The organism is Bacillus sp. KH172YL63 (assembly GCF_011398925.1).
Lineage (GTDB): Bacteria > Bacillota > Bacilli > Bacillales > Bacillaceae_B > Rossellomorea.
The window spans coordinates 3307306-3333658 of record NZ_AP022842.1; the positions used below are offsets into that span (position 1 = coordinate 3307306).

Annotated in this window: 25 protein-coding genes and 1 pseudogene; 5 read left to right on the top strand and 21 right to left on the bottom strand. The window is 48.0% G+C overall.

Annotated elements, in window-relative coordinates; all coding sequences use genetic code 11:
* Positions 1 to 48: 48 nt before the first annotated feature.
* A complete protein-coding gene (gene argH, locus KH172YL63_RS16960) occupies positions 49 to 1443 on the bottom strand; it encodes an argininosuccinate lyase (protein ID WP_173107215.1) in 1395 nt (464 codons plus the stop codon).
* Positions 1440 to 2657: an argininosuccinate synthase gene (locus KH172YL63_RS16965; RefSeq protein WP_173108251.1), complete on the bottom strand. Its 1218-nt coding sequence runs from the start codon at positions 2655 to 2657 to the stop codon at positions 1440 to 1442. The genes argH and KH172YL63_RS16965 overlap by 4 nt, the downstream gene beginning before the upstream one ends.
* Positions 2658 to 2864: 207 nt before the next feature.
* On the opposite strand from KH172YL63_RS16965, the gene KH172YL63_RS16970 reads away from it, so the two are divergent.
* Entirely contained in the window at positions 2865 to 3176 is a 312-nt protein-coding gene (locus tag KH172YL63_RS16970) for a hypothetical protein (protein WP_173107216.1), read from the top strand.
* Between the two features lie 26 nt (positions 3177 to 3202).
* On the opposite strand, the gene KH172YL63_RS16975 is transcribed toward KH172YL63_RS16970, so the two are convergent.
* The 10 genes from KH172YL63_RS16975 to sppA all read right to left on the bottom strand — a co-directional run bounded on the left by KH172YL63_RS16975 (position 3203) and on the right by sppA (position 11438).
* A complete protein-coding gene (locus tag KH172YL63_RS16975) occupies positions 3203 to 4039 on the bottom strand; it encodes an EcsC family protein (RefSeq protein ID WP_173107217.1) in 837 nt (278 codons plus the stop codon).
* Between the two features lie 301 nt (positions 4040 to 4340).
* On the bottom strand, positions 4341 to 4529 hold the full coding sequence (locus tag KH172YL63_RS16980) for a hypothetical protein (protein WP_173107218.1): 189 nt from the start codon (positions 4527 to 4529) through the stop codon (positions 4341 to 4343).
* A 95-nt stretch (positions 4530 to 4624) separates the two neighbouring features.
* Positions 4625 to 4834 carry a hypothetical protein gene (locus tag KH172YL63_RS16985; protein ID WP_173107219.1) on the bottom strand — a complete coding sequence of 70 codons (210 nt, stop codon included), beginning with the start codon at positions 4832 to 4834 and terminating at the stop codon, positions 4625 to 4627.
* A gap of 239 nt (positions 4835 to 5073) precedes the next feature.
* Positions 5074 to 6267 (bottom strand): acetate kinase, encoded by a 1194-nt coding sequence (locus KH172YL63_RS16990; RefSeq protein WP_173107220.1) that lies wholly within the window; start codon positions 6265 to 6267, stop codon positions 5074 to 5076.
* A gap of 276 nt (positions 6268 to 6543) precedes the next feature.
* Complete coding sequence (locus KH172YL63_RS16995; RefSeq protein WP_173108253.1) at positions 6544 to 7527, bottom strand: class I SAM-dependent methyltransferase; 984 nt, start codon at positions 7525 to 7527, stop codon at positions 6544 to 6546.
* A gap of 130 nt (positions 7528 to 7657) precedes the next feature.
* Positions 7658 to 8158, bottom strand: coding sequence for a thiol peroxidase (gene tpx, locus KH172YL63_RS17000; protein WP_173107221.1), 501 nt, complete (start codon positions 8156 to 8158; stop codon positions 7658 to 7660).
* Between the two features lie 127 nt (positions 8159 to 8285).
* The gene (ytfJ, locus tag KH172YL63_RS17005) at positions 8286 to 8753 is read right to left on the bottom strand and encodes a GerW family sporulation protein (RefSeq protein ID WP_173107222.1); all 468 of its coding nucleotides are present in this window, start codon (positions 8751 to 8753) and stop codon (positions 8286 to 8288) included.
* A gap of 15 nt (positions 8754 to 8768) precedes the next feature.
* Positions 8769 to 9479, bottom strand: coding sequence for a DUF2953 domain-containing protein (locus KH172YL63_RS17010; protein WP_232066052.1), 711 nt, complete (start codon positions 9477 to 9479; stop codon positions 8769 to 8771).
* Between the two features lie 391 nt (positions 9480 to 9870).
* Positions 9871 to 10413 carry an RDD family protein gene (locus KH172YL63_RS17015; protein ID WP_269475168.1) on the bottom strand — a complete coding sequence of 181 codons (543 nt, stop codon included), beginning with the start codon at positions 10411 to 10413 and terminating at the stop codon, positions 9871 to 9873.
* A 14-nt stretch (positions 10414 to 10427) separates the two neighbouring features.
* On the bottom strand, positions 10428 to 11438 hold the full coding sequence (gene sppA / locus KH172YL63_RS17020) for a signal peptide peptidase SppA (RefSeq protein ID WP_173107223.1): 1011 nt from the start codon (positions 11436 to 11438) through the stop codon (positions 10428 to 10430).
* Between the two features lie 156 nt (positions 11439 to 11594).
* Between sppA and KH172YL63_RS17025 the strand changes: the two genes are divergently transcribed.
* Together KH172YL63_RS17025 and KH172YL63_RS17030 are read left to right on the top strand one after the other, a co-directional pair.
* Positions 11595 to 12395: an NAD kinase gene (locus tag KH172YL63_RS17025; protein WP_173107224.1), complete on the top strand. Its 801-nt coding sequence runs from the start codon at positions 11595 to 11597 to the stop codon at positions 12393 to 12395.
* A 124-nt stretch (positions 12396 to 12519) separates the two neighbouring features.
* Positions 12520 to 13014, top strand: a complete 495-nt coding sequence (locus KH172YL63_RS17030) for a GNAT family N-acetyltransferase (RefSeq protein WP_173107225.1) — start codon at positions 12520 to 12522, stop codon at positions 13012 to 13014.
* Positions 13015 to 13067: 53 nt separating this feature from the next.
* Here KH172YL63_RS17030 and rarD read toward each other — a convergent pair whose 3' ends face one another.
* From rarD to KH172YL63_RS17065, 7 genes and pseudogenes are all read right to left on the bottom strand, one after another.
* Positions 13068 to 13982, bottom strand: a complete 915-nt coding sequence (gene rarD, locus KH172YL63_RS17035; protein ID WP_173107226.1) for an EamA family transporter RarD — start codon at positions 13980 to 13982, stop codon at positions 13068 to 13070.
* 133 nt (positions 13983 to 14115) lie between these two features.
* Complete coding sequence (locus KH172YL63_RS17040) at positions 14116 to 15717, bottom strand: amidohydrolase (RefSeq protein WP_173107227.1); 1602 nt, start codon at positions 15715 to 15717, stop codon at positions 14116 to 14118.
* 130 nt (positions 15718 to 15847) lie between these two features.
* A pseudogene (locus KH172YL63_RS17045) lies at positions 15848 to 16304 on the bottom strand (SRPBCC family protein).
* Between the two features lie 145 nt (positions 16305 to 16449).
* A complete protein-coding gene (gene mbcS, locus KH172YL63_RS17050; protein WP_173107228.1) occupies positions 16450 to 18033 on the bottom strand; it encodes an acyl-CoA synthetase MbcS in 1584 nt (527 codons plus the stop codon).
* Positions 18034 to 18179: 146 nt separating this feature from the next.
* Positions 18180 to 18383: an alpha/beta-type small acid-soluble spore protein gene (locus KH172YL63_RS17055; protein ID WP_173107229.1), complete on the bottom strand. Its 204-nt coding sequence runs from the start codon at positions 18381 to 18383 to the stop codon at positions 18180 to 18182.
* A gap of 84 nt (positions 18384 to 18467) precedes the next feature.
* Positions 18468 to 19679 (bottom strand): tRNA uracil 4-sulfurtransferase ThiI, encoded by a 1212-nt coding sequence (thiI, locus tag KH172YL63_RS17060; RefSeq protein ID WP_173107230.1) that lies wholly within the window; start codon positions 19677 to 19679, stop codon positions 18468 to 18470.
* Positions 19676 to 20821 carry a cysteine desulfurase family protein gene (locus KH172YL63_RS17065; protein WP_173107231.1) on the bottom strand — a complete coding sequence of 382 codons (1146 nt, stop codon included), beginning with the start codon at positions 20819 to 20821 and terminating at the stop codon, positions 19676 to 19678. Before KH172YL63_RS17065 ends, thiI begins: the two co-directional genes overlap by 4 nt.
* 393 nt (positions 20822 to 21214) lie before the next feature.
* Here KH172YL63_RS17065 and brnQ point away from each other — a divergent pair, with 393 nt between their 5' ends.
* Positions 21215 to 22555 (top strand): branched-chain amino acid transport system II carrier protein, encoded by a 1341-nt coding sequence (gene brnQ, locus KH172YL63_RS17070; RefSeq protein WP_173107232.1) that lies wholly within the window; start codon positions 21215 to 21217, stop codon positions 22553 to 22555.
* A gap of 45 nt (positions 22556 to 22600) precedes the next feature.
* Here brnQ and ezrA read toward each other — a convergent pair whose 3' ends face one another.
* The gene (gene ezrA / locus KH172YL63_RS17075; RefSeq protein ID WP_173107233.1) at positions 22601 to 24295 is read right to left on the bottom strand and encodes a septation ring formation regulator EzrA; all 1695 of its coding nucleotides are present in this window, start codon (positions 24293 to 24295) and stop codon (positions 22601 to 22603) included.
* A gap of 270 nt (positions 24296 to 24565) precedes the next feature.
* Here ezrA and hisJ point away from each other — a divergent pair, with 270 nt between their 5' ends.
* Entirely contained in the window at positions 24566 to 25360 is a 795-nt protein-coding gene (gene hisJ / locus KH172YL63_RS17080) for a histidinol-phosphatase HisJ (protein WP_173107234.1), read from the top strand.
* An 83-nt stretch (positions 25361 to 25443) separates the two neighbouring features.
* On the opposite strand, the gene refZ is transcribed toward hisJ, so the two are convergent.
* Entirely contained in the window at positions 25444 to 26097 is a 654-nt protein-coding gene (gene refZ / locus KH172YL63_RS17085; protein WP_173107235.1) for a forespore capture DNA-binding protein RefZ, read from the bottom strand.
* Between the last annotated feature and the right edge of the window lie 256 nt (positions 26098 to 26353).

Consider the following 26353-nt stretch of genomic DNA (forward strand, 5'->3'; position numbering starts at 1 on the left):
GCTGACACCAGATTGATTCTGGCTTCAGCCGCTCTTCCTTTTCATCTATCAAACAGACGGAACCGTCACCGATCCGAGCTGTTCCTTACCTTTTTCAATCTGCTCTTTCACCTGAGCAAAACCGGTGCCGCCATACGACTTTCTTCTCTCAACAGCCGAGTAAGGCGTCAGGATGCTGTAAATATCCTCCTCGATCAGTGAAGAGAATTCACCGTACTCCTCAAGTGAAACGTCCTTCAGATAGCAACCTTTTTCAATGCAATAAAGCACCAGCTTCCCAACGATTTCATGGGCCTGTCTAAATGGGATCCCCTTCGTCGCCAGATAATCGGCAAGCTCGGTCGCATTGGAAAAGTCATTTCCGACCGCTTCTTCCATCTGACCCTTGTTCACCTTCATCGTCGAAATCATCCCCGTGAAGATCTTCAAGGAACCGACCACGGTTTTCACCGTATCGAACATGCCTTCCTTGTCTTCCTGCATATCCTTGTTATACGCAAGCGGCAGGCCTTTCAGGACGGTCAGGAGGGAGATGAGATTCCCATTCACCCTTCCAGTCTTCCCTCTCACAAGCTCGGCCATATCCGGATTCTTCTTCTGGGGCATGATGCTGCTTCCTGTCGTGAAAGAGTCATCAAGCTCGATGAAGCGGAATTCCTCCGTTGACCACAGGATCATCTCTTCAGCAAGACGTGACAGATGGGTCATCAGAATCGAGCTGTTGCTCAGGAATTCCAGGATGAAATCACGGTCACTTACGGCGTCCAGGCTGTTTTCATAATAAGCACCGAAGCCGAGCAGATCGGCTGAGTAGGCACGGTCGATCGGGAAAGTCGTCCCGGCAAGGGCCCCTGCACCGAGTGGCGAAATGTCGATTCTTTTCAGGGAATCAACAAGACGCTCCTTATCACGGTTGATCATCCAGAAATAACACATCAGATGATGGGCAAAAGAGATCGGCTGGGCACGCTGAAGATGGGTATACCCGGGAATGATCGTTTCCACGTTCGCTTCAGCCTGGGCAATGATCGCTTCTTGAAGATCCTCGGCAAGCGCCACGATCTCCTTCACACGTCGCTTTAAAAACAGGTGCATATCGGTCGCAATCTGGTCATTCCGGCTTCTGCCCGTATGGAGCTTTCCGCCGACTTCGCCGATCAAATCGATCAGCTGCTTCTCAAGATTCAAGTGGATATCTTCATACTCGACGGAAAACTCAAGCTCATTGTTCTCGGCTTTCCCGTAAAGCACTTTCAGCCCTTCAAGAATTTGATCCGCTTCACTCCCTGTCAGGATCTCACATTTTTTCAACATGGTCACATGGGCGATGCTGCCTTCAATGTCTTCTAATACAAGCTCCTGGTCGAAAGAGATGGATGCGTTGAACTCATCCACCCATTCCTCCGGCTTCTTCGTGAAGCGCCCTCCCCAGAGCTTGCTCATTGAGAGATCTTCTCTTTCTTATCCGCATTGACCATCGCAGATACTTTCGTCGGCAGACCCCATAATTGGATGAATCCTACGGCAGCATCGTGATCGAACTCATCGTCTTTCGTGTACGTCGCCAATTTCTCATCATATAGTGAATTCGGAGATTTTCTTCCTTCCACGATCGCATGACCTTTGAACAATTTCACGCGCGCCACACCGTTGACATACACCTGCGTCTGATCAAGGAATGCTTTCAGCGCTTTGTTCAGTGGAGAGAACCATAATCCTTCATAAATCAGTTCAGTCATTTTCTTCTCGATGACCGGCTTGTAGTGGGCAAGTTCTTTTACAAGCGTCAAATCTTCAAGCTCTTTATGTGCTTTCAACAGCGTAACGGCAGCCGGGCACTCATACACTTCACGAGATTTGATTCCAACAAGGCGGTTTTCCACGTGATCGATACGTCCGACACCGTGCTTCCCTGCAAGAACGTTCAGTTTCGCAATGATTTCATCCAGCGGATATTCAACACCATCCAAGCCGACAGGCACACCGTTTTTGAACGTGATTTCCACAACATCCGCTTCATCCGGCGTATTTTCAAGGCTCACCGTTAAATCGTATGCATCTTCCGGCGGAGCCGCCCAAGGATCTTCGAGCACACCGCACTCGTTGCTTCTTCCCCACAGATTCTGGTCGATGCTGTACGGGGAATCAAGGTTGATCGGAATCGGGATGCCCTTGTCCTTCGCATACTCAATCTCTTCCTCACGGGACCATTTCCATTCACGCACCGGCGCAATCACTTCAAGAGATGGATTCAATGCCGCAATCGACACTTCGAATCGCACCTGATCATTTCCTTTTCCAGTACAGCCATGGGCAACCGCCGTCGCATTTTCCTGTTCAGCGACTTCAACAAGCTTCTTCGCAATCAACGGTCTTGACAGCGCAGAAACGAGCGGGTACTTCCCTTCATATAATGCATGACTTTGCAGTGCAAGCAGTGCATATTCGTTCGCGAATTCTTCCTTCGCATCGATCACGTAACTTTTCGAAGCCCCTACCGTCAACGCCTTTTCCTGAACGAAATCAAGGTCCTTCCCTTCACCCACGTCCAGACAGCATGCAATGACTTCATATCCCTTTTCCTTTAACCACTGAACCGCAACCGACGTATCCAAACCACCTGAATAAGCTAATACCACTTTTTTATTCATACGTATCTCCTCCTGTTGATTTTCTATATAAAAATGAATATTTATTCTTTAAGATGAATTTATATTAGCAGTTAATCAGAAATACATCAATACTTATTCATCAATTTGTATAAATATTTTTCAGGTTTTATGAACATACCGCTTTGTACTGGGCTTGCCAGGGGATTTATTGTAGGATGAAAGAAGGCCGGAACATAAGGAGCATGCAAAGAAATGAACACGGAATACTTCATATATAATGAAAGACTCGGAATCTTCCTCCCACGGCTGACGAAGGAATGGCCGGCATACAAGGGGTCCGAACAGGAAGCAATCCTGCTTGCATGGGAGCAGGTGCGGGGGACGATCCCCGACCGCATCCAGGAAATCGACCGTGAAATCGAAGTGCTGCAGGGAAAATTGTCTGAGGAAGAGGATTTCGAAACATCCTGCAGCATCAACCGGGAGATATCAGAACGGGCATCCGAGATCAATGACTTGTGGATCTGGTACCGCACCACCCCGGAAAAAATAGAAGGGGAATGATGTCTGTGCATCATTCCCCTTCTGCTTTATTCACTCTTCTTTTCACGCAAGTACCGGTACTGATAATATTTCTCCGCAAAATCCGTGATCTTCCGGGAAAGCTGATAATTGGACCCGGCCCCGATCGCAATGCTGACAAGGGGCAGCCCCGACCACTTCTTCCCCTTGAACATCGTGATCGCCATCGCCTTCAGCGCCTGCTTCATCGACCCTTCCAGCCACGTATAATCCGTCAGCTGCTCAGACCCGTCATAAAAATAATTCGAATCCTTCTTATTCAAATCCTCCATCAAATCATCCCACGCAAGCGCCCGCAGCCTCGCCGGCAGCGTCGCCGCATGAAACACCTTCAACGACGTCATCATCTCAAACGGCGTCTGCACATCATACCCGTACGTAATCGCAATCAGCTGAATCGAACGGAGATTAATCACAAGCATCGCCGGCAGATCCGACCCGAGCGCCACCAAACCGCCCGTACCCGTCACCCCTCCCTGAAGAAGAGAATAAATCCGGTGCCGCCCCGCATGCTGCTCCGCAATATAATGAAGCTGATCAATCGTCAAATAATGCAGATCTTCAACCTTCTGAATATCCTCATTAAACGCCCGCGCCGTCACAAGAATCCGCTCCCGGGCATCATTTTGCATCTGCGACCCCTGAATCAGGGAATGCATATGAAACAACCAGCCATCCAGCCGCTGAAAAAACTGCTCCTGCACATCCTCAGGAATCGACTCAAACGCATAATCCAGCCACTTCACATATGTATGCTCCAAATCATTCGCTTCATAATCATACAACTCTTCCCTCCAAGCCTTGATCGACTGCCACACCTGCTTATCACGTTCCGACCAGTTCACTGCACCCCAACTCCTTACATTCCTTAAATTAGATATAGTATATCATATGTGAGGCGCGTAAACCCTGTGTCGGGGGAGAGACTTTTGAATAGTCAGTTAATTTTTGGGTGGGAATGTGGCATGTAGTGGGCTGGACGCTATTTAAATATTGCTATTGGACGGCGATTTCATGCGAAAAAGCATCATTTGGGAGGGGAAATGAGAGGTTTTTTATAAAAATGGGCGGGGGTTGCCCGACAATCATACTCTGTCCTCTATGTGAATTCCTTTCAACGGCCAAATATGAGCCGGCCTCCACAGTTTATGATCTCTTTGTCGAATAATCTTTGCACGCTACGTGGCGGCAGCCAACCTGTTGATCGCACAGCCCCATCCAGCAGCCACTCTTAAAAACCCCTTCAGACCAGCAATTCCATACAAAAAAATCACCATTCATGCCCAAAAATAAGCCATTTTTCATAAAAACGGGCGGTTTTTGCCCGCCAATCATACCCTACCCCCTATGTAAAATCCTCTCCACGGCCATATATGAGCCGGTTTCAAACATTTATGAGCCACATTTTAAATTTATGAGCTGGAATTTTTTTATATGAGCTGCAATCCTGATATATGAGCTCTTTGTCGAAAAATCTCAGCGCGCTCCGAACAGCGTGCAACCCACCAGATCGCACACCCCAATCCAGCAGCCACTCTTAAAAACCCCTTCAAACCAACAATTCCATACAAAAAACCACCATCCATGACCAAAAATAAGCCATTTTTCATAAAAACGGGCGGTTTTTGCCGGCCAATCATACCCTAACCCCTATGTAAAATCCGGTCCACGGCCATATATGAGCCGGTTTCAAACATTTATGAGCCACATTTTAAATTTATGAGCTGGAATTTTTTTATATGAGCTGCAATCCTGATATATGAGCCCACTCCCCCAATTTATGATCTCTCTGTCGAAAAATCTCGGCGCGACACGTCACAAGACGCGAACCACCAACCAAAAAAAGAGCCGCCCCAAAGGCGACTCCATTCCAAACCAATTAAATATTTCCTTTTTCCACTACATCACGTGCAATCATGACTTCCTCGTTCGTCGGGATGACCATGACTTTAACAGGTGAATGCGGGTAGTTGACGAATGCTTCTTTTCCGCGGACCTGGTTGCGTGCAGGATCCCAGTAAACGCCCATGAATTCTAATCCTTGAAGGACTTTTTCACGGATGAGTGTACTGTTTTCACCGATACCGGCTGTGAATACGATCGCGTCCACTCCGTACATGCGGGATGCATATGAACCGATGTATTTGTGGATACGGTTGGCGAATACTTCTAATGCCAATTCCGCACGCTCATTTCCTTCTGCAGCCTGCTGCTCGATGTCGCGAAGGTCACTTGAGAATCCGGATACGCCAAGCATACCTGATTTTTTGTTCAGGATATCCAATACTTCGTCAGCCGTTGATCCTGTTTTCTCCATGATGAACGGGATAAGGGCCGGGTCGATGTTACCTGAACGTGTTCCCATTGCTACACCTGCAAGTGGTGTGAAGCCCATTGACGTATCGATCGACTTGCCGCCTTCGATTGCTGCGATACTTGCACCGTTTCCTAAGTGACAAGAAATCAGGCGGACTTGCTCTTTCGGACGGCCAAGCATTTCTGCCGCGCGCTCGGATACGTACTTGTGGGAGGTACCGTGGAAACCGTACTTACGGATGCCGTAATCCTTGTAGTAATCGTATGGAAGGCTGTATAAGAATGAGCTTTCAGGCATGGATTGGTGGAAAGCTGTATCGAATACTGCTACCGCAGGAACGTTTGGCAATACGCTGTGGAATGCTTTGATTCCTGTTAAGTTCGCCGGGTTGTGAAGCGGAGCAAGATCAGATAGTTCTTCGATCTTCGCAACGACTTCGTCTGTGATCAGAATGGACTCGTTGAATACTTCACCGCCGTGCACGACACGGTGTCCGATTCCTTCGATTTCGTCAAGAGAATCGATGATGCCATAGCCTGTCAGCTTTTCAAGCAGCATTTTAACCGCTACTTCGTGATTCGGGATGTCTGTTACTTCTTCACGCTTTTCGTCGTTCACTGTTATATTAAATACCGCATCGTTCAATCCGATACGTTCAATCAGACCTTTTGTAATAACCGTTTCTTCAGGCATATCAAATAGCTGAAACTTTAAAGAAGAGCTTCCAGCATTAATTGCAATCACTTTTTTTGCCACGATGTATCGCTCCTTTTGTTTTCGATCTATAGACTACTATTTATTCTGTTCATTGAATCATAATTTATCTCTCAATTCCCCATTAAATCACTGACTCCCCCCTATTTCAAGATAAAGCTTGAAATGACATCGTTTTCATGTTAAATTAAATATTTTCACAAAAATTAGAAAATGACTCCTTTGCCATGATTCCGGACACGGATACCTCTCCTCTACCCCATACCCCATCCCAACGCAAAAAAACAGGACCATCCGAAGACAGTCCTGTTGATCACGTTATTTATTCTGGGCAAGCCACTGGTCGATTTTTCCTAAGATGTCCTGCAGTGCCCTTTGGTTTGAAAGGTTTGGCAGCTGTGCAAGCAGTACCTCTTTCGGAGGCTTGATGCCTTCTTTTTTCTTCTGAAGGATCAGGATGCTTTTCGCTGAGTTCTTGTTTTTGAACAGTGAAAGGGGCAGCTGAAGGAATCCTTGAATGTCTGCCTTATCTTTCAGGTATTGCTGCAGTTGTGACCCGAGTGGTGATTCGAACAGTCCGTTCGGGACGATGAAGAAGAGGTAGCCGCCGTCTTTCGTGTGCTTCATGCTTTGTTCGATGAACAGGTGATGGGCATACGAATGGCCTTCTTCCGCTTTCAGTTCGTAATCCTGTGCACGGAGGTCGTTCGGATAATAGCCGATCGGCAGGTCACAGAGTACGAGGTCGACCGGGTCGATGAACAGCGGTTCAAGGGAGTCCTGGTTGAACAGCTGCAGCGGATGCTTCTGCAGATCCGCGCCGACATAGGCAAGCTTGATCAGCACTTCGTCGATTTCAACGCCGATCGATTGTGTTTCTTTTCCGGGCATTTGATTCAATACGGTCGTGAGCAGGTTCCCTGTCCCGATCGCTGGGTCGAGGATCGTGAGCTTGTCCATGTCACCGGTGAATTTATTCACCAAGTAGCTGATGAACAGTCCGAGTGAGTCCGGCGTCATTTGATGGTTCGGCTGCACGTTTTCCTTCATTCCTTTCAGGATCGCGAATTGAAAGGCTTTGCGGATATGTTCATTGTCGAACTGAGAGAGCTGCGCTTCATCATACTTCTTGTTCAGGCGCTTCTTCGTCAGTTCGCTGACTTCCTCCTGGAGGACGTCTCCCTGAAACAGGTTCTCCCCCGTTTCTGCAACGGCTTCAAGATAGCTGCATGCGAGTTCTTCCTGAAGCAGCGTAGCCGTTTCGTCGATTATTCCAAATAATGATTCGACTGGCGAATTGATCATCGGCATTCATTCCTTTATCTCAATTTCATTCATCTATTGTACCTTTGTCCCCAGAGTTTGTAAAAAAAACAATGCTGACCCGGCAAAAGTCAGGTCAGCATGAAGTCGTATGCTCGTTGGGATTGGATTATTTCGCGTTTTTCACTGCTTCGACTGCAGCATCGTAATCCGGGTGGTCAGTCGCTTCGCTTACATATTCCACATATGTCACTTCATCGTTGCTGTTGATCACGAATACGGCACGTGCCAATAGACGAAGCTCCTGGATGTGAACGCCGTATGCTTCACCGAAAGAAAGGTCGCGGTGATCGGAAAGCGTTTGGACATTCTCGATGCCGTTCGCTCCGCACCAGCGCTTTTGCGCGAATGGAAGATCCACAGAAACCGTCAATACTTCCACGTTGTCAAACTTCGTAGCTTCTTCGTTGAATTTGCGTGTTTGTGCATCACACACGCCTGTATCGATGGAAGGAACGACACTCACCAAACGCACCTTGCCCTTGGAATCATTCAGCGTGACTTCCGACAGATCATTAGCTAACACGGTAAAGTCAGGAGCTTTGTCCCCTACTTTCACTTCATTACCTAATAGTGTGACAGGGTTGTTCTTAAACGTAATATTTGCCATTATTTGTTCCTCCTCTATATTGTTATGTACAAGTTCATAGTACAGAAAAACGATGGGATAAAGCAAATCATAGGGGTCACTTTTCAAAAAAAGATGAGCTCACCCCTTAGAGTAAGCTCTCCGTTTCTTACAGGTCCAGTTTATGGTCATGAGCATGATTGTCGTGGTTATGGTCATCCTTTTTCATCATGCCCTGGATCTTCTCGATCGCACCAGGCGCAAGATCCAGCAGGCGGTCGATCAGGTGGGTGCTTTCATCTAAATGAAGCATCTTGATGCCCCGGGAGCTGACGATCAGGAACGCGATCGGCGTAATCGAGACACCGCCCCCGCTACCTCCGCCGAACGGCTGTTTCTTGGTCGAGGAATTGTCGTTGCTGTCATTCCCGCCTTTTCCGCCTTCGTCCTTGCCTTTGCCGTCGATGATGAACTCACTTCCCCCTGCAGCGAACCCGAAGCCTACCTTCGATACCGTCAGGATCACACTGCCATCGGGTGTTTCAACGGGATCACCGATGATTGTATTCACATCGATCATTTCTTTTAAATTTTCCATCGCCGTGGTCATCAGACCTTCAATCGGATGTTCGGACATATAAAAACCTCCTAGTTATACTGAATGTTTTTCTCCAGAAAGTGAGGAAAGGGGCTTCGTCTTGAACTTGGCCATGCCGCCTCTCCAGTACCGAAGTATCTTGAAACCTACTAGGATAGCATTCCCTATCCGAAACTGGATAATACATGAAAATTGCGTCTGGACGACCGCATGCTGAAATGTCGGCGTCACCTCAATGACCGGCATCGACTGCAGGCGCATATAACCGCTCACGATCCCGATGATGCTCCCCTTCATCCCCCAGATCATCCCGGTCAGTGTCCCCGTCGACGCCGCATCCCCGCTCCCGAACAGCGTCTTCCAATGAACCTGATCGACCTTCACCTTTTTCAAAAATCCCCTGATGATCCGGTGCATGGAGTGAACGTGGATGACGACCTCCTTCGTATCATTCAAACTATCAATGAAATTCTTCGGCGTGATTTTCTTCCGGGACTTCTTCTCCTTGGAAGGATTGCTTTCATCCCCCTTCTTCGTCTCCTCCTCGAGGACCACATTCGGCCCGTCATCATCCAGCTTCACGAGGGGAATATCAATTGTATACTTGATCAACCCGAACCAGGCCCTCAGCTTCACCTTGAAATGATCATTATCATTCCCGTGATACAACAAAATCGTGATCGTCAGCTTCGTGATGATCAACATGAATAATAGAAAAATAATAAGTGCACCAACAATGATTAACGTCCACATCCACCAGCTCATAGATTCACACCCTTCAACCTCTTATTATGGCCGTTGCGGCGGAATTTAAACGAGGGACGGTCGATTTCATGAGCTTTTGAAGGAGAGTCAAGGGATTTTTTAATGGGAGGGAGGGGTTATGCGTCGGTTTTTGGGTTTTATGCTTCGGAAGCCGGTGTTTATGCGTCACCGGCCCTTGATCCTGCAGTGATGCGTGAACCGGGCATCCCCCCCTCAGAGGTGATTGCGTCATTTTCCCTCTTAATTGCGTCGTTTTTTCATTTATTGCGTCTATTCACCCCGTAATTGCGTCATTCCCTAATCCAATTGCGTCTCCATCCCCCACAATTGCGTCTTTTTCCAAATCCTCACAAAAAAAAAGCAAACCCGCTACAGCAGGTTTGCTCCTTTCTTATACAGCCGGAGTAAATTCCAGCTTCTTCTTTTCCTGAACGACCGTTGTATCTGCAAACAGGTCGTGGATGCCTTGCTTTTTGTTTGTGAAGGCGACGACGACGTAGAGGATGAAGACGGTCGTCGAGATGAAGCGGCCGATGAGTTCCCTGAACAGGATGGTCCCCCATGACGGCTCCGTTCCTTTTAAATCGATGACCCTGATGCCGAACACCATTTTGCCGATGGTCTGGCTGAAGAATTTCGTCATCAGGACAAAGTAGCCGTAGAAGACGATGCTTGTCAGGATCGAGATCGGTGCGAACATCGAGCCGTCCGACAAGGAAATGTCCAGGATTTTAAAAATCGGATTCACCACGAGACGGGTGATGCTGCCGATCACAACCAGATCCAGCAAGTACGCCCAGAACCTGATCCAGAAGCCGGCTAAATAGAATCCCCTTTGAGGGACGGACCTTGCATGCTCTGGGGAAGGCGAACGGACTTCGATGTGTTCCCGTGTTTCTTCGTTTTGTACAGAACGATCTTGTGTGTCACTCACTTCTTTCACCTTCCTTATTCAGAGTATAGATACATCAAGCGTGGAGAGTTCGGGTGAGACAGCAGCTTCATCAATGCGGCTGTTTCCATGTCCTGCCCCATCATTTTCTTTGCACCCATACTGAAGAATTCTGTGAACGGATCACCCGCCGTGTATTCGAACACCTGGGCACCTTTTAGTTTATGATCCTTTTTCATTGCTTCGATGACATCTTCCACGTAGCCGAATTCATCAATCAGGTTGATTTCCTTCGCCTGGATGCCGTCGTACACCCGTCCGTCGGCGATCTTCTTCACTTCCGCTTCAGACATATTTCGTCCGCTTGCGATGACATCGACGAAGCCTTCATAGGAATTATCGATCATCGACTGGATGATTTTCCTTTCATCTTCCGTCATTTTGCGTGTCGGGCTCATGATATCTTTGTACGGGCCGCTCTTGATTGTGACGAAGTCGACGCCGTATTTCTCGGCAAGCTCAGAGTAGTTGATTCCTTGCATGATGACACCGAGTGATCCTGTCAGCGTTTCTTTGCTGGCGAAGATCTTTGTTGCCGGTGCCGATATGTAGTAACCTCCGGAAGCAGCCGTTCCTCCCATTGACACATAGATCGGCTTCTTCGTTTTTTCCTTGATCTCCTCAAGCTTCGAATGGATTTGCGCGCTTTCCACAACGCCTCCGCCCGGTGAGTTCACTTTCAGGATGATGCCTTTGACCGTATCGTCTTTTTCCACCACATCAAGCTTCTCCATGAAAAGCTCGTGGTTATATCCGGAACTTTCGAATAGGGAGCTTGCACCGCCCGTATCCTGGATGACCCCTTCCACTTCAAGGACGGCAATCCGCTTCATCGCATTTCCTTCATCAATCACTTCTTCAGAAAAAGGATGATCCGTACCACCGATCATGTCCTCGAGCGCCTGGTTGAAATCCCCTGTCACAGCGCTTGTCGCAAAGTTGACCACCACTGAAACAAAGAATAATCCGGCTGCAATCGCAAGTGCAGTCCATCTTTTTGCATTCATCTGTATATTCCTCCCTTGTTTACCCTATCTTATGTAAGGATATGAATATCATTCTCACACGAAAACATGATAGAATATTCACTAAGTTAGATTCTAGCAAAATTTTAAGTAAATGGGAAAAATTATCTTAATCTCACTCTCAGGGAGGTACATACGATGAACAACCGACGTAATATTTTTTTCTATGCTTTACACGAAGAAGGCATGCAGGCAAAGCTTGACCATTTATATGAACTTGCAAAGCGTTATGATTTCAATATTGTCGAAACTCCCAAAACCGCCAACATCATTGTCAGTATCGGAGGCGACGGAACGTTCCTTCAAGCCGTCCGCCAGACCGGATTCAGACAGGACTGCCTGTATGCAGGGGTATCGACCGGCGGCACACTGAGTATGTATTGTGACTTCCACATCGATGACACATCCAAGATGATCGAAGCGATGACAACCGAGCAGATCGAAGTCCGGAAATACCCGACGATCGAGATCACCGTCGACAACCAGACATCCTTCCTCTGCCTGAATGAATTCAGCATCCGCTCAGGCATCATCAAAACCTTCGTCATGGACGTCTTCATCGACGATAAACATTTCGAAACGTTCCGGGGAGACGGCATGATCTTCGCCACACCGACCGGCAGCACCGCCTACAATAAATCAGTCAACGGTGCCGTCGTCGATCCGATGCTCCCATGCATCCAGGTGAGCGAAATGGCCTCCCTGAACAATAACCGCTACCGGACACTCGGCTCGTCCTTCATCCTCAGTGACAAGCGCAGCCTCGTCCTCAAGATCGTCCAGGACGGCAACGACTACCCGGCGATGGGCATGGACAACGAAGCCCTCAGCATCCAGCACGTCGAAAAAGTGGAAGCCAAACTGAGCGACAAAGTCATTAAAACGGTGAAACTGAAAGATAATTCGTTCTGGGAGAAAGTGAAGCGGTCGTTTTTGTAGTTAATTGATATACATGAAAAAGGGAAACCCACTGGATTTCGCAGTGCGTTTCCCTTTTTCATCTGCCACAATAGGTATTTTGTGGTAAATTTATAGAATAAAACAATACAGGCGGTGTGAATGGATGAATAACAGTCCCGTTGTGAAACAGTATGCCCATGAGTATCAAGGGCAGGTCGTCGATTTAATCCTTCCTATTCAGCAACAGGAATACCACATCCCGATTTCCAGGGAAGACCAACCCGATTTGTTTGCCATTGAAGACTTTTATCAGACCGGCAATGGCAACTTTTGGGTAGCCCTGTATCAGGGTCAGGTAGTCGGTACAATCAGCTTATTGGATATTGGAAATCATGAGGTTGCATTAAGAAAAATGTTTGTTCATAAAGCGTTCCGGGGATCAACCTTTCAAACTGCCAGCCTTTTATTAAACCATGCGCTGCAGTGGGCGAAAGAGAAATCGATCACAGCAGTGTATCTCGGGACCACGCCGCAATTTTTAGCAGCCCATCGATTTTACGAAAAAAATGGATTCACTTCTATCAGTGCTCATGAACTGCCTGAGAACTTCCCAATTTTACAGGTTGATAAGAAGTTCTATCAAAAATACATCCATTAAACTCAAAAAAAAAAGACCGATTTCGGTCTTTTTTTGTGATCTATCCTCGTAAATCAAGCCGACAATCTCGCTTCCTTCCTCCGCCTTCTTGCGTACTGGACACGTGATGCGGTAAAAAGCGTCAAGGCCGCCCAGATGAACATGAACGAGATGAGGTGGGTGAGTGAGAATGCTTCGTGATACACCAGGACCCCGAGTATGAGCGTGATCGTCGGTGCGATGTATTGCAGGAATCCGACCATGTATAGCGGGATCTGCTGTGCGCCTTTAGAGAAGAACAACAGCGGGATCGCCGTCGCTGCACCCGCCCCCATCAACAGGAGGTCCGTCCCCCATGATACATGGAAAAGGGATAGGTCCCCTTTGTTGGAGAGGTAGCCGAGATAGATGAGTGCGATTGGTGCGATCGTCATCGTTTCCAGGGTGAGCCCGATGGAGGATTCGACTTTGATCATTTTTTTCGCGAGGCCGTATAAGCCGAATGAAAAAGCGAGACCGATGGCGATCCACGGGAAGTCACCGTAGGACACCGTTAAGATCAGGACACCGATCGCAGCAAGTGCGAATGAAACGATTTGCGCCTTCGACAGGGATTCCTTCAGGATGAACACCCCGAGCAGGACGCTGACGAGCGGGTTGATGTAGTAGCCGAGGCTCGCTTCGACCATTTGATTCGTGTTCACCGCCCAGATATAGATGAACCAGTTCGCACTGATGAGTAATGACGCGAGCAGCAGTGCGACCAGCTGCTTCTTTTTGGTAAGGGATGTTTTCAAATAAACGTAAAAGTCCTTCCAACGCTTGCTGACAAATAAGAACAGCAGCATAAACCAAAACGACCAGAAGATCCGGTTGGCAAGGATTTCATCCGCCGACACGTGTTGAACCCATTTCCAGTAGATGGGGAGGATCCCCCATAACATATAAGCAAAAGCTGTATACAAAATGCCAGCTTGATCTTGCTTCATAAAAAACACCCCCAAAACTATTTCTATTCCCGAAATAACTTCATTATATCCGGGAACCGTTTTGGGGGCAATGATTATTTATTTTTCATACTTATGTCACTGAATTCAGCCGCCTTCAGAACGGACCAAAAAGTTATCTCTTCTTCCGGTAAACAATCTCCTCATCCACAATCGTCATATCCACCACTTTGTTCAACAGCTCATCATGATCCGCTTTGAAGGGATCGATGTCAAGGACGGTGAAGTCTGCACTGAAGCCTTCATGGATCTGACCCCTGTCATGCTCATGATGGCACGCATAGGCGCTTCCTTTCGTGAACAGGGAAATGGCTTCATACATGGAGAGCTTCTCCTCAGGACGATAGACGGTCCTTTCAGGGTCAAGCGGATTGGTCCGGGTGACGGCTGCGTGGATCCCGAGGAGCGGGTTGACCGGCTCGATCGGTGCATCGGATCCGCCTGCACAGTGGATCCCTTCCTCAAGGAGCGTTTTCCATGCGTAATTATACTTCATGTTCTCGTGTCCCAGTCTCTCCAGCACCCACGGGAAGTCGGACGGGACGAACCGGGGCTGGATGTCCAGGATGAGCGGCAGGCCTTTGATTCGTTCGATCAGTTCCTTGCGGAGGATCTGGGCGTGGATGAGACGGTCACGCCTTCCGTGTGGTGACGGTGCCTGCTCTATCGCATTCAGGACATTTTCAAACGCCTGATCCCCGATCGTGTGGACGGCGATCGGCAAGTCATACTTCCTCGCCTTTTCCACCAGTTCAAGGAGCCGTTCGTCTGAATGGATGCTCACTCCGTTCGTACTGGGGTCATCGGCATACGGATAGCTCAACAGTGCCGTCCTTCCGCCTAATGCGCCGTCGGCAAAAATTTTCATCGCACCGAACTCGATGAATTCATTTCCGCCCATGAAGCGGTTTCCGTCCGCTTTCCAGTCCTCGATCACTTCATGATGGACAAGCAGGTGTGCCCTGAACTTCTTATCCCCGTCATTGATCGTTTTCAGGAAGGCATCATACGTTTTCTTGAAATGGCCGTAATAGCTCAGGTCTTCAGTATGACCGCCGACCAGCCCGTTCTCCCAGCAGCTCTCGATCCCTTTCGTCAGCGCTTCGACGAGATACTCGGATGAAATTCCAGGCAGCGCATCGATCATAAGATCCTGCGCCTTATCCTTCAGCAGCCCGTTCAATTCACCGTTTTCATCACGTTCGATCAAACCGCCAGCAGGGTCCGGTGTGCTTTCATCGATGCCTGCGTGCGTCAGCGCCAGGGAATTGACAACCATCGCATGACGGCAGATCCGCTTCATCAGGACAGGATGATCAGGCACGACCCCATCGATTTCCTGCTTCGTGATCACCTCGGCATCACCCCACAGGTTCTCATTCCAGCCTTCCCCGATGACCCATTGCCCTTTCTCCATTCCGTCCGCTTTCTGCCTGACCGCATCGAGCACTTCCCTTTTGCTCTGCATGCTGGAAAGATCCAGACGCATCAACGTCTCACCATGACCGATCAAATGCATATGGCTGTCCACAAAGCCTGGGAACATCACCTTCTGCCCAAGATCGACAACCGTATCGATCACGAATCCTTCCCGTTTTTCCAAATCAGCGGAAGACCCCAATCCTTTAATGACGCCGCCTTCCGTGAAGACCGCCTCCACCGTGTGGCCTTCCTCTTGCATTGTATAAATGACTCCGTTTTTCCATAAAGTACCCATGATGTCTTTCCTTTCTTCTTCAAAGTCTGTTTTTCAAATGTACCATATTATAGGAAGATTCTGAAATGGGAAGGTTGGGTGAGGGGTGAAAAAATAATCTCGCTTTTCACTCAGAAGAAAGGATAGGGGGTCAGCACCTATTTTCAGCGATCCTTTTCAATTGAGTTGCCCGGTTCGCAATGAAATTTTTCATATATTTTTCTAAAAATAATTGATCTGCCAGGACGCCTAGAATGCCCAATGGCGATTGATACACAAATGTATCCTTCATCAACGTTCCTGTGCCGCTTTCAATAAATTCATGTGTATGGGTAAAAGAGTGGAATGCTCCTTTTACCATCACATCTGTGAATGAATAGGGTTTTTCCATCTCGATGATCTTAGCTGTCAATCTCTGTTTCACACCAAAATGGACGGCTTCCCAAGTAACTGAATCTCCCTTTTCCATCAGGCCGGATAGGACGCCGTCAACCGCCCGTTCCTTTGGTTTTACTTGTAGTTTCTGTGTGTACATCTACATTTCTTGCAAGGTCAAAGCAAACATTGACCGGTGCTTCGATATATATTTCGTGCTGAATCATTGGCATATGGAACGAACCTTTCATGTATGTAGTGGTGTATCCAACAATCATCTCACACAGCGATGACCAAGAAAACAGGAAAAACCCGAACCCATCCGCTAAGAATAGCGAATGATCGTCCGGATTTCCCATTAACCTTATTTTACAAAGCTCAGCTCTTCACTGACGCCATTTCTTTCTGTCTCAATTCAATCCTTCTGATCTTGCCTGAAGTCGTCTTCGGCAGTTCTTCCACGAATTCGATTTTTCTCGGGTATTTGTACGGTGCCGTCAGGTCCTTCACGTGCTGTTGAAGGGACGGGATCAGGTCAGGGTCGTGCTGGGCGACGCCTTCGCGGAGGACGACGAATGCCTTTACGATGAGTCCCCTTACTTCGTCGGGGCTTCCGACTACGGCGCATTCCTGGACGGAAGGGTGCTTGACCAGGGCGTCTTCGACTTCGAACGGTCCGATCGTGTAGCCGGAGCTGATGATGATATCATCGCCGCGCCCTTCGAACCAGAAGTAGCCGTCTTCATCCATCTTCGCCTTGTCTCCCGTGATGTAATAATCCCCCCTGAACTGCATGGCGGTCCGTTCAGGATCTTTATAATATTTCTTGAAGAGTGCCGGTGTTTCCACGTGCACGGCGATATCGCCCACTTCGCCGACTTCGCACGGATAGCCTTCTTCATTGATGATTTCCACCCTGTTGCCCGGCGTCGGTTTCCCCATCGATCCCGGCTTCAGTTCCATGCCCTTCATGATCCCGACAAGGAGGGTGTTCTCCGTTTGACCGTATCCGTCACGGACTTCGACTTGGAAGTGGCGCTTGAAGGCGTCGATCACTTCACGGTTCAACGGCTCCCCGGCAGACACGGCACTGTGAAGTTGATCCAGCTTATATGCCCCCAGATCATCGACCTTCGCCATCAGACGATATTCGGTCGGCGTACAGCACAGCACGTTCACGCCGTGGTCCTGCAGCTTTTGAAGATATGTAGTCGGCTCGAATTTCCCTTGATACACGAGACCTGTTGCCCCTGAACCCAATACAGACAGGAACGGGCTCCAAATCCATTTTTGCCAGCCCGGGCCGGCCGTTGCCCACACTGTATCCCCTTCTTCGATGCAAAGCCATTCACGGGCAGCCGTCTTCAGATGTGCATAGGCCCATCCGTGTGTATGGACGACGCCTTTCGGATTTCCGGTCGTGCCGGAAGTATACGATAGGAATGCCATATCGTCCCGTTTCGTATCGGCGAACGGAAGCGCATCGGATGCTGTCTTCATCTCTTCCTCGATCGCAATCCAGCCTTCCTGTTTCTCGCCCACGACGAATTTATGCAGGCCGTCCATCCCTTCCACACCGTCAAACTGCTCAACGAACGGAGAATAGGCGATGATCCCCTTTACATCACCATGATCGATCCGGTATGCAAGATCCTTCGGGCGCAGCATCTCAGAACTCGGAATGACGACGAGCCCTGATTTAAGGGCTGCAAGATACACAGCATACGCCTCAATCAGACGGGGCACCATGACCAGGATGACATCCCCTTTATTCAGTCCCTTTTCCAAGAAAACGTTACCAATTTTATTCACGTCTTTTAATAACTGTGCGTATGTGATCTCTTTCTTCGATCCTTCTTCATTCTCCCATTTGATCGCAAGCTTCTGTTCGTCACCGGCGAACTTCTCCACTTCTTCCACCAGGTTGTACATCTCCGGTGCAATCAGTTCTTCCCTCTTCATTCTGACTCCCCCTTGTTTGTCGATTCTCCTCTATTATACAAAATAATTGAAATTTTTAAAATTATTCAGAGGTAAAATTTTGCAAACAATCGGGAAACATAAGAAAAGGAGCGGGGAATCCCGCTCCTTGTAGCCATTGTATTTAATTATTTTGAATATCCGCCACCGATTTGTTGTTCAGCCATTTGGACTAAACGTTTAGTGATTTCACCACCTACAGAACCGTTAGCGCGTGCTGTTGCATCTGCACCAAGTTGAACTCCGAATTCTGAAGCGATTTCGTATTTCATTTGGTCGATTGCTTGTTGAGCTCCTGGAGCTACTAATTGATTTGAACTTCTGTTTGCCATGTGTTTTCACCTCCTTGTGAGTATAGATTGCGTCAAAACACATGGCTTCATACAGAAAAAAACGTTGGTAAATTATCCTAATTTTTAAAGAAGTCCGTCGAATGTTTTTTCGACGTCAGCCCCTGTCGCTCCGTCGATTGTGATCGTTTCCGTCCCTTCGACAGCATCTTTCAGCAGCACATCGAAATCAACAAAGCTTTCATAGTATTCGACTTTGTCTTTTTTCGGCCGTGTTTTCGGTGCAGGCGGTGTGAAGATTGTACAGCAATCCTCATACGGCAGGATCGAAATGTCGTGGGTATCGATTTTTTGCGCGATGTCGATGATTTCAAGTTTGTCCATGGCGATGAGCGGACGGAGCACCGGCGTGTTCGTGACCGCATTGATCGCCTGCATGCTTTCAAGGGTCTGACTCGCCACCTGTCCGAGGCTTTCGCCTGTCACAAGCGCAAGGCCTTCATATTTTTCACGGATGGCATCGGCGATCCGGAGCATCATCCGTCTAGTGGACGTCATCGTATAGTTTTCCGGTACCTGGTCATGAATCGTCTGCTGCACCTTCGTAAACGGTACGATATGCAATTTCACTTTCCCGCTGAAGGCTGAAAGTTTCTTCGACAGATCGATGACCTTCTGCTTCGCACGTTCGCTCGTGAACGGCGGGCTGTGGAAATGAACCGCTTCGATCTCCACGCCTCTTTTCATCGTCAGGTAGCCGGCAACCGGGCTGTCGATTCCGCCAGAAAGCATAAGCATCGCTTTGCCGCTTGCCCCGACAGGCATCCCCGCTGATCCGTAATACGTTTCAGAAGAAAGATACACGCCTTCTTTCCGGACTTCAACATTCAGATTGATGTCTGGTTTTTTCACATCAACTTTCAGGCCGTCGATATTCTTAAGGATATGCGAACCGATTTCATAATTCAGTTCATTCGTATCCAATGAAAACTTTTTATCCGCTCTCCGTGCAGAAACTTTGAACGTCGTGCCCGGCGTGAAGCCTTTTTGCACGAGGGCAAGGCCCGCAGAGCAGATCTCGTCCATATCCTGCGCCACTTTCACGACAGGGGAAAATGATTGGATGCCGAAAATTTTCTCCAGGCGTGGAATGATGTTTTCACCGTTTTCTTCCCCGAGCTGGATATGAAGGCGGTCCCTGCTTGCCGTCACTGACACCGTTGGGAAATCCTTTAACGCCTCAAGGATATTTTCTCTTAACTTCGACGTGAACATCTTCCTGTTTCTGCCCTTCGTCGATATTTCACCGTATCTTACAAGTATGCGATTATATTTCATCGTGATCTCCTCATTGTATGTTGTAAATTGTCTATTTCTTCGTTCAGTACGCGGATGAATGCCCTGCACTCGTCCATTGTATTATGAAACGACAGGCTGACCCGGATCGAGCTGTTCGCCAGATCCTCCGACACCCCCATCGAAAGGAGCGTCCTGCTCGGTTTGTTCTGTTTCGAAGAACATGCGCTCGTCGTTGAGACGAATACGTCCCGCCGGTCCAGGGCATGGATGAGCACTTCCCCTTTAAAGTCCTGCACCGAGAAGTTCAGGATGTGGGGAGCATGGAAGTTTGCAGGTGTATGAACCGTCACACCGTCGATTGCTTCAAGCTCCTGCCGGAGGAAAAGATGGTTTTCTTCCATTATAGCCAACTTTTCTTCACTTTCTGCAAGATGTATCCTCAACGCTTTCGCAAATGACACAATTCCGCCCGTATTCTCCGTTCCGCTCCGGAGGTTTCCTTCCTGTTCACCGCCTGACAGGAGCGGGGAAAGGCGAAGTCCGTCCCTCACGTATAACATGCCCGTCCCCTTTAATCCATGGATTTTGTGGGCGGATATGCTGCATGTATCGATGAGATCAAGGGCAAGGGGGATCTTCCCGACGGCCTGGACGGCATCGACGTGGAAGACCACTTTCGGATAACCTTTCAGGATCTTGCCGATTTCCATAATCGGCTGGATGCTGCCGATTTCATTGTTGACCCACATGACTGACACCAGAATTGTATCGTCCCTGAGCGCTGCCTTCAGCTCTTCTGGACAGATCCTGCCCTGTTCATCCCCATCCAGGTACGTCACCGAGAATCCGAGCGACTCCAGCTGCTTCACCCCGTTGATCACAGACGGATGCTCGATGTTCGTCGTAATGATATGCTTCCCCCTGTTCCCGTACTGCATCGCGGTCCCTTTTATTGCAAGATTATTGGACTCGGTCCCTCCGGAAGTGAAGAAGACTTCTTTCTTTTTGATGCCAAGCAATGAAGCCACCTGTTCCCTTGACTGCTGAATCAGCTTCTCGACCTGCCCGCCGAACGAATGGATCGACGAAGGGTTCGCGTAATAGCTTTCGTTCACTTTCAGGAATGTATCAAGCACTTCCTGATAGGGCTTCGTTGTTGCACTATTATCTAAATAGATCAAGATCTGCACCTTCTTTTCATGATCTTTACTAAGATATTTCTATTGTTCAATGTTCTGTCATTCGTCAACATGATGCTTTAAGGGCTCGTCTCCCGCAATATGAGCCTTATTCAATCACTTATCTTACCATAAATCTTCCCCATCCCAAATGATATTGAGGGAAGTGGGGAAATTAATTATTGTATTCAAACAATCTTTTTGAAAAAATATCGTATTTTCCAAAATTAATCATTGAAAAATGACAGAATTTTTGCGAGAATCTTAAAGGTGACAAAAACAAAAGTTATTTAAATATACTAAATTGTAAGACTATTTAGGTTTTCGACATTTTTCTGCCATCTTATGATAAGATAATTTTTGCTTATGAAAACGATTACAAACAGAGGTGTGGTTATGAACGAGAAAGCATTGTCATTCACTCAAATCTTAACGATAGGATTAATGCTGTTTGCGCTCTTCCTCGGAGCTGGAAATATGATCTTCCCTCCGTTTCTGGGACAGCAGGCCGGTGAGCATGTGTGGACCGGGATCCTCGGATTTCTGATCACCGGGGTCGGCCTTCCACTGCTCGGCGTCATCGCCATCGCAAAATCAGGCGGCGACCTGCAGACACTCGCCAATCGTGTGCATCCGTTATTCGGACTCATCTTCACGATTGTGATGTATCTTGCCATCGGACCATTCTTCGGGATCCCGCGAACGGGAACCGTCGCTTATGAAATCGGGGTTATCCCGTTCCTGCCAGAAGAGGCAGCAAAATACGGCACGCCATTATTCTTTTATACGATCATTTTCTTCGGCATCACTGCCTGGCTTGCGATGAACCCGTCGAAGCTCGTGGACCGGATCGGAAAAATTCTCACCCCTTCCCTCATCGTGATCCTGACCATATTGGTCGTCAAGAGCATCGTGAGCCCAATGGGAGAATTCGGAACGCCGGAACCCGCTTACGGGGACGGACCTTTGTTCAAGGGATTTATTGAAGGCTATCTGACAATGGATACGATCGCTGCGTTGGTGTTCGGGATCGTTGTCATCAACTCGATTAAGGACCGGGGCATCACGAGTAAATCTGCCCTGACCCGCATTACAATCATTGCAGGCTTCATTGCGGCAATCGGACTTGCCCTTGTGTATTTATCCCTGAGCTATATCGGGGCGAGCAGCACCGATTCGATCGGCGTACAGGCAAATGGAGGCGCACTCCTTTCTGCCGCTGCCAGTCATTTATTCGGATCGCTTGGAACGATCATCCTCGGACTTGCGATTACATTCGCATGTATCACAACGTCGGTCGGACTCGTTTCTGCTTGCTCACAGTATTTCTCGAAGATCCTGCCTGTGTCTTATCCTAAATTGGTCATCATCATCTCCCTTTTCAGCATGGTCATCGCCAATATCGGATTGACCCAGCTCATCGCCGTTTCACTGCCGGTGTTGATCTTCATTTATCCGCTTGCGATCGTCTTGATTCTTCTGTCATTCATGCACAACGGATTCAACGGCTACTCCCTCGTCTATATCGGGGCGTTGATCCCGACCGGCGTGATCAGCCTGATCGACGGCATCAAAACCGCCGGGGTGGATGTGACCGCGATCACTGAATCACTTGCCTTCCTTCCCTTCTATGCAGAAGGAATCGGCTGGCTCGTCCCTGCCATGATCGGAGCGATTATCGGCTTCATCATCGCAAGCGCCCTCGGACAACAGAAAAGAACAATCGAAGCAAGCTAACACAAAAGGCCTGATCCGGAATGGATCAGGCCTTTTATATTGGTATTATCTTTCTTCAAGGTTCATCATTTTCTCAATCTTCTTCAGTGCGCCAGGCTCAACCTTCTCGATCGTCGTCGCCGCTTCTTCCAGTGCTTTACGGTAATCGTACTGACGGAACGCTTCTTCGGCTGACTGAAGACCGTCTCGGACCGACATGTATTTACTCCGGTAGCGATTGCCATACTGAATGATTTTCTCAGACAAGATGACGTTTTCGATCAGGTCTCCCGTTTTTGTAAAGAAATGATCAACTGTATCCTCTGCATCAAGGAGCGTTTCCTGAATGAACTTCATGTTCAGCGGTTTCTCGTTCAAGCTTGCATTCACCTGCTCGATCTTGCGGTGAACCTCATCGAGGAGATCCTTGTAATCCAGGGGCAGTCCCGGTACATTGCTTTTTGACAACATTCGGCTCGCTTCTGCAACCTTCTTCTTGAGGTCCTGGATCTTTTCCCGTGTCGCAAGCTCATCTTTGCGGAGGTTCTGCAAGTAAATCGCAAATTCACTCTGCTCACGGTTCAACTCTTCAAGACCATTCCTGATTTCCTTCAGCTCATCACTCAGGCTTGAATACGCAGTCTCATTCGCTTCCGCCCTGTTCATCACCATTTCATGACGCTTGGACAGCTGGATGATTTTCTTTTCGATTTCAGCTGGTGTCTGCAGATCTTGATCCTGCAGGTGATACCCTTGTTTCACGATGCTTACTTCCGATTGGATGTCTTCATTATCTTCCTTTGCCTTGATCAGGCCTTCAGTCGTGTGATCTTTATACTGCTGAACGAAATGCTTCGCATGGACTTCTTTTTCCAACAGGTCGTAAAGGCTTTCCACCTTCACTTTGATCTCCTGGATGCCTTCTTCGACTTCCTCGACTTTAAGCGCTTCAAGATTCTTATTGAACTCAAGGAGCGTCTCCTTCAGTGATTCAACTTCTTTATCCACTTCGATATGATCAAGTTTGTACCCCTGCTCCTTCATTTCAGCATAGCCTGATTCAAGCTCCTGCAGCTGTGAAGGCAGCAGATTTTCACAATCGGTGATCAGTTTCGGCACGGTCTCCATCTTGTAAGACACGTTCTTCATTTCAAGGGCAAGGCTCATGACAATCTCCCTTGCATCCAGGTAATTCCCCTGCTCAGTCAGGTCATTGAACTGATTCATCTGTTCAGAGAGCTTGTCAAGGATGGCCTCGATGTGTCTAGCAGTCTGGCCGTATGTATGGCGGTAAGCGAGGAGCTGCTTTTTATTCGTCCTGTACTCTTCCTGGAGTGCCTGGATTTCTTCACGGTTCTTTTCTTCACTGCCCACAAGCTCATTCAGCTCGGCGATGATGCTGTCGATTTTCTTTTCAATTCCGGTAAGGATCTGATCGATTCTCGCGAGAATCTCCTTCGCCTTATTGAACCGGAATTTATCTGTGTACTCTTCTGCATCGAATAGCAGTTCTTCAACATCAGGGAGCTCCACAGCCACAATCTCATCCCAACCCTGTCTCCAGCCTTCAAACAATTCCTCTGTCTGACCGGTCATATTCAATTGTTTGACCTTGGAGAGTTCGTCTGAAACCGGCTTGTTCATAATATCTATCTTCCAGGCTTCATAACGGTCAATTTCAGTATAATATTTTTTTCTAGAGATAAATCCGATTAGGAATACGATTAAGATCAGTATTATTCCAGCGATGACGTATTGCATCTTAAGCCCCCTGTTCAACTATTCAGTAGACATCTATATCAATGTAAATATTTCATTAATTATTTTCCATTGCTATAATGATACCATGTTAACGACAATTTTTGACTATTAATTTCTAATTTTTCATTGATTAAAAGGCAATTTCAGCAATTTCAAGGGAAAATAGATCTTTTTCTGTCCCCGGCACCGTGAGACGGGGACGATTCATGCTCATCCGGGCGGTCATTCCCCCCAAAATATGAGTGATTTTATTACAGGGAGTGAAGAAATATGGCGAAAGTTGACGGACACATCCATACCCCTTTCTGTCCCCACGGAAGCACCGATTCATTTGAGATGTATATTGAACGGGCAATTTCCCTCGGGTATGATGCCATCACATTTACAGAACACGCACCGCTTCCGGCCAACTTCGAGGACACGACACCCGACCGGGACAGCGGCATGGACCCTGCCCATCTCGACGACTACTTCCGGGTGCTCGATTCCCTGAAGGAAACATACCGTGATCAGATCACCATCCGCACCGGACTCGAAATCGACTACATCGAAGGTTTCGATAAAGAAACGGCCGACTTTCTCGAAGCGTACGGTCCCCGCCTCGATGACAGCATCCTGTCGGTCCACTTTCTTCAGTACGAAGGAAAATGGGACTGCCTGGATTTCAGCCCAGACGTGTTCGGCGCGATGATTGACTATTACGGGTCCGTTGATCGTATTTACCAACGGTACTACGAGACGGTGCTTCAATCGATCTCTGCAGACCTCGGCCCCTACAAGCCGAAAAGGATCGGTCATATGACCCTCGTGAAGAAATTTCAGCAGAAATACCCTGCCACCCGTTCCTTCACAGGGGAGATCAACCGGATCCTCCAAGAAGTGGCATCAAGGAATCTTGAACTCGACTACAACGGAGCAGGATTCGTCAAACCCCTTTGCGGGGAATCCTATCCGCCAAAGGAGATCATCCAACAAGCCCGCTCCCTCGGCATCCCAACCGTCTACGGATCGGATGCCCACACAGCAAGCGGATTGGACCAGGGCAGAAGCAGGATGGATGTGTAAGTTTCCCCAGAATAAAATCCGAACGGCAGCAGTGAGAAGAACACCGCCTCCGTTCGGATTTTTTTATTTTGTTTATCAGCCTGCTAAATAATCAGCTCAGTCTTCACTCCGCCATCCACTTCCGACACGAGAAGAAGGTCGATCCACTGATCGATCGTTTGATAGTAGTGGTCAATGAAATAAAATTCCTGCGGGAACATCTGCCACACTTCCCTGAGCTGCTGGCTGTTCAAAAACGGCATCGTCAGCATCGACTTGAGCCCGATCACAAGAAAGTTCACCGGCTGCTTCTTGAATGCATGATCCTTCATACCCTGCTCGAAAAGCCGTTTCAAATAATGCCTTTCCTTCATTAAATAGGAAGAAATGATCTCACGCACCACCTGTGAATCAATCGAAACCTCCCTCCAGATGAACCGGGTCAGCTGATGATTCTCACTTTGGAACTTCAATATTTTATAGACGGCCCGCTTCAAGCACACATCCGCGCCAACATAGCTCAGCGCTTCGGTCTCTTCTTGAAGAAAGCGTAAATACTGCTCAAAGAATTGGGTGAAGCAAGCCTCCAATATTCCCTGCTTGCCCTTGAAATAATAGGAAATCGTGGCAGGATTCACATTCGCTTTTTTCGCTATGTCCCTGACCGACGTCCCATCATAACCATGATCATAAAACAAATACACGGCCGCTTTAAAAATGGATTCTTTCGTCGTTATGGACGTTCCTAGTTTTTTCATATTTCCCCCTCTTTCAAGTATAATAGGCGTATGAAAAAAACAGTGACGAGGATCAACTTGTCTGGTGGGATGCTCCCTACATCTTGAAGGTTACGAAGAAGTATGCTAAAAATGGTTCAATAGATGTATTTTTGATAGATTGGTTACAGAAAGAATTCGTGTTTCCATAGAGATTTCCTTTAAGTATTTCTCGACAGGATCTTCATCGAAATGGAAAATGGACATGAAATAACTCATATTATGTAGAATCGGGGGA

Bases quoted from the DNA above. Each gene is read 5' to 3' on its own strand.
- argH (WP_173107215.1), bottom strand. From the start codon at position 1,443: ATGAGCAAGCTCTGGGGAGGGCGCTTCACGAAGAAGCCGGAGGAATGG.
- KH172YL63_RS16970 (WP_173107216.1), top strand. From the start codon at position 2,865: ATGAACACGGAATACTTCATATATAATGAAAGACTCGGAATCTTCCTC.
- KH172YL63_RS16980 (WP_173107218.1), bottom strand. From the start codon at position 4,529: ATGATTGGCGGGCAAAAACCGCCCGTTTTTATGAAAAATGGCTTATTT.
- KH172YL63_RS16985 (WP_173107219.1), bottom strand. From the start codon at position 4,834: ATGATTGGCCGGCAAAAACCGCCCGTTTTTATGAAAAATGGCTTATTT.
- tpx (WP_173107221.1), bottom strand. From the start codon at position 8,158: ATGGCAAATATTACGTTTAAGAACAACCCTGTCACACTATTAGGTAAT.
- ytfJ (WP_173107222.1), bottom strand. From the start codon at position 8,753: ATGTCCGAACATCCGATTGAAGGTCTGATGACCACGGCGATGGAAAAT.
- KH172YL63_RS17010 (WP_232066052.1), bottom strand. From the start codon at position 9,479: ATGAGCTGGTGGATGTGGACGTTAATCATTGTTGGTGCACTTATTATT.
- sppA (WP_173107223.1), bottom strand. From the start codon at position 11,438: ATGAATGCAAAAAGATGGACTGCACTTGCGATTGCAGCCGGATTATTC.
- KH172YL63_RS17025 (WP_173107224.1), top strand. From the start codon at position 11,595: ATGAACAACCGACGTAATATTTTTTTCTATGCTTTACACGAAGAAGGC.
- KH172YL63_RS17030 (WP_173107225.1), top strand. From the start codon at position 12,520: ATGAATAACAGTCCCGTTGTGAAACAGTATGCCCATGAGTATCAAGGG.
- rarD (WP_173107226.1), bottom strand. From the start codon at position 13,982: ATGAAGCAAGATCAAGCTGGCATTTTGTATACAGCTTTTGCTTATATG.
- KH172YL63_RS17040 (WP_173107227.1), bottom strand. From the start codon at position 15,717: ATGGGTACTTTATGGAAAAACGGAGTCATTTATACAATGCAAGAGGAA.
- mbcS (WP_173107228.1), bottom strand. From the start codon at position 18,033: ATGAAGAGGGAAGAACTGATTGCACCGGAGATGTACAACCTGGTGGAA.
- KH172YL63_RS17055 (WP_173107229.1), bottom strand. From the start codon at position 18,383: ATGGCAAACAGAAGTTCAAATCAATTAGTAGCTCCAGGAGCTCAACAA.
- thiI (WP_173107230.1), bottom strand. From the start codon at position 19,679: ATGAAATATAATCGCATACTTGTAAGATACGGTGAAATATCGACGAAG.
- brnQ (WP_173107232.1), top strand. From the start codon at position 21,215: ATGAACGAGAAAGCATTGTCATTCACTCAAATCTTAACGATAGGATTA.
- ezrA (WP_173107233.1), bottom strand. From the start codon at position 24,295: ATGCAATACGTCATCGCTGGAATAATACTGATCTTAATCGTATTCCTA.
- hisJ (WP_173107234.1), top strand. From the start codon at position 24,566: ATGGCGAAAGTTGACGGACACATCCATACCCCTTTCTGTCCCCACGGA.
- refZ (WP_173107235.1), bottom strand. From the start codon at position 26,097: ATGAAAAAACTAGGAACGTCCATAACGACGAAAGAATCCATTTTTAAA.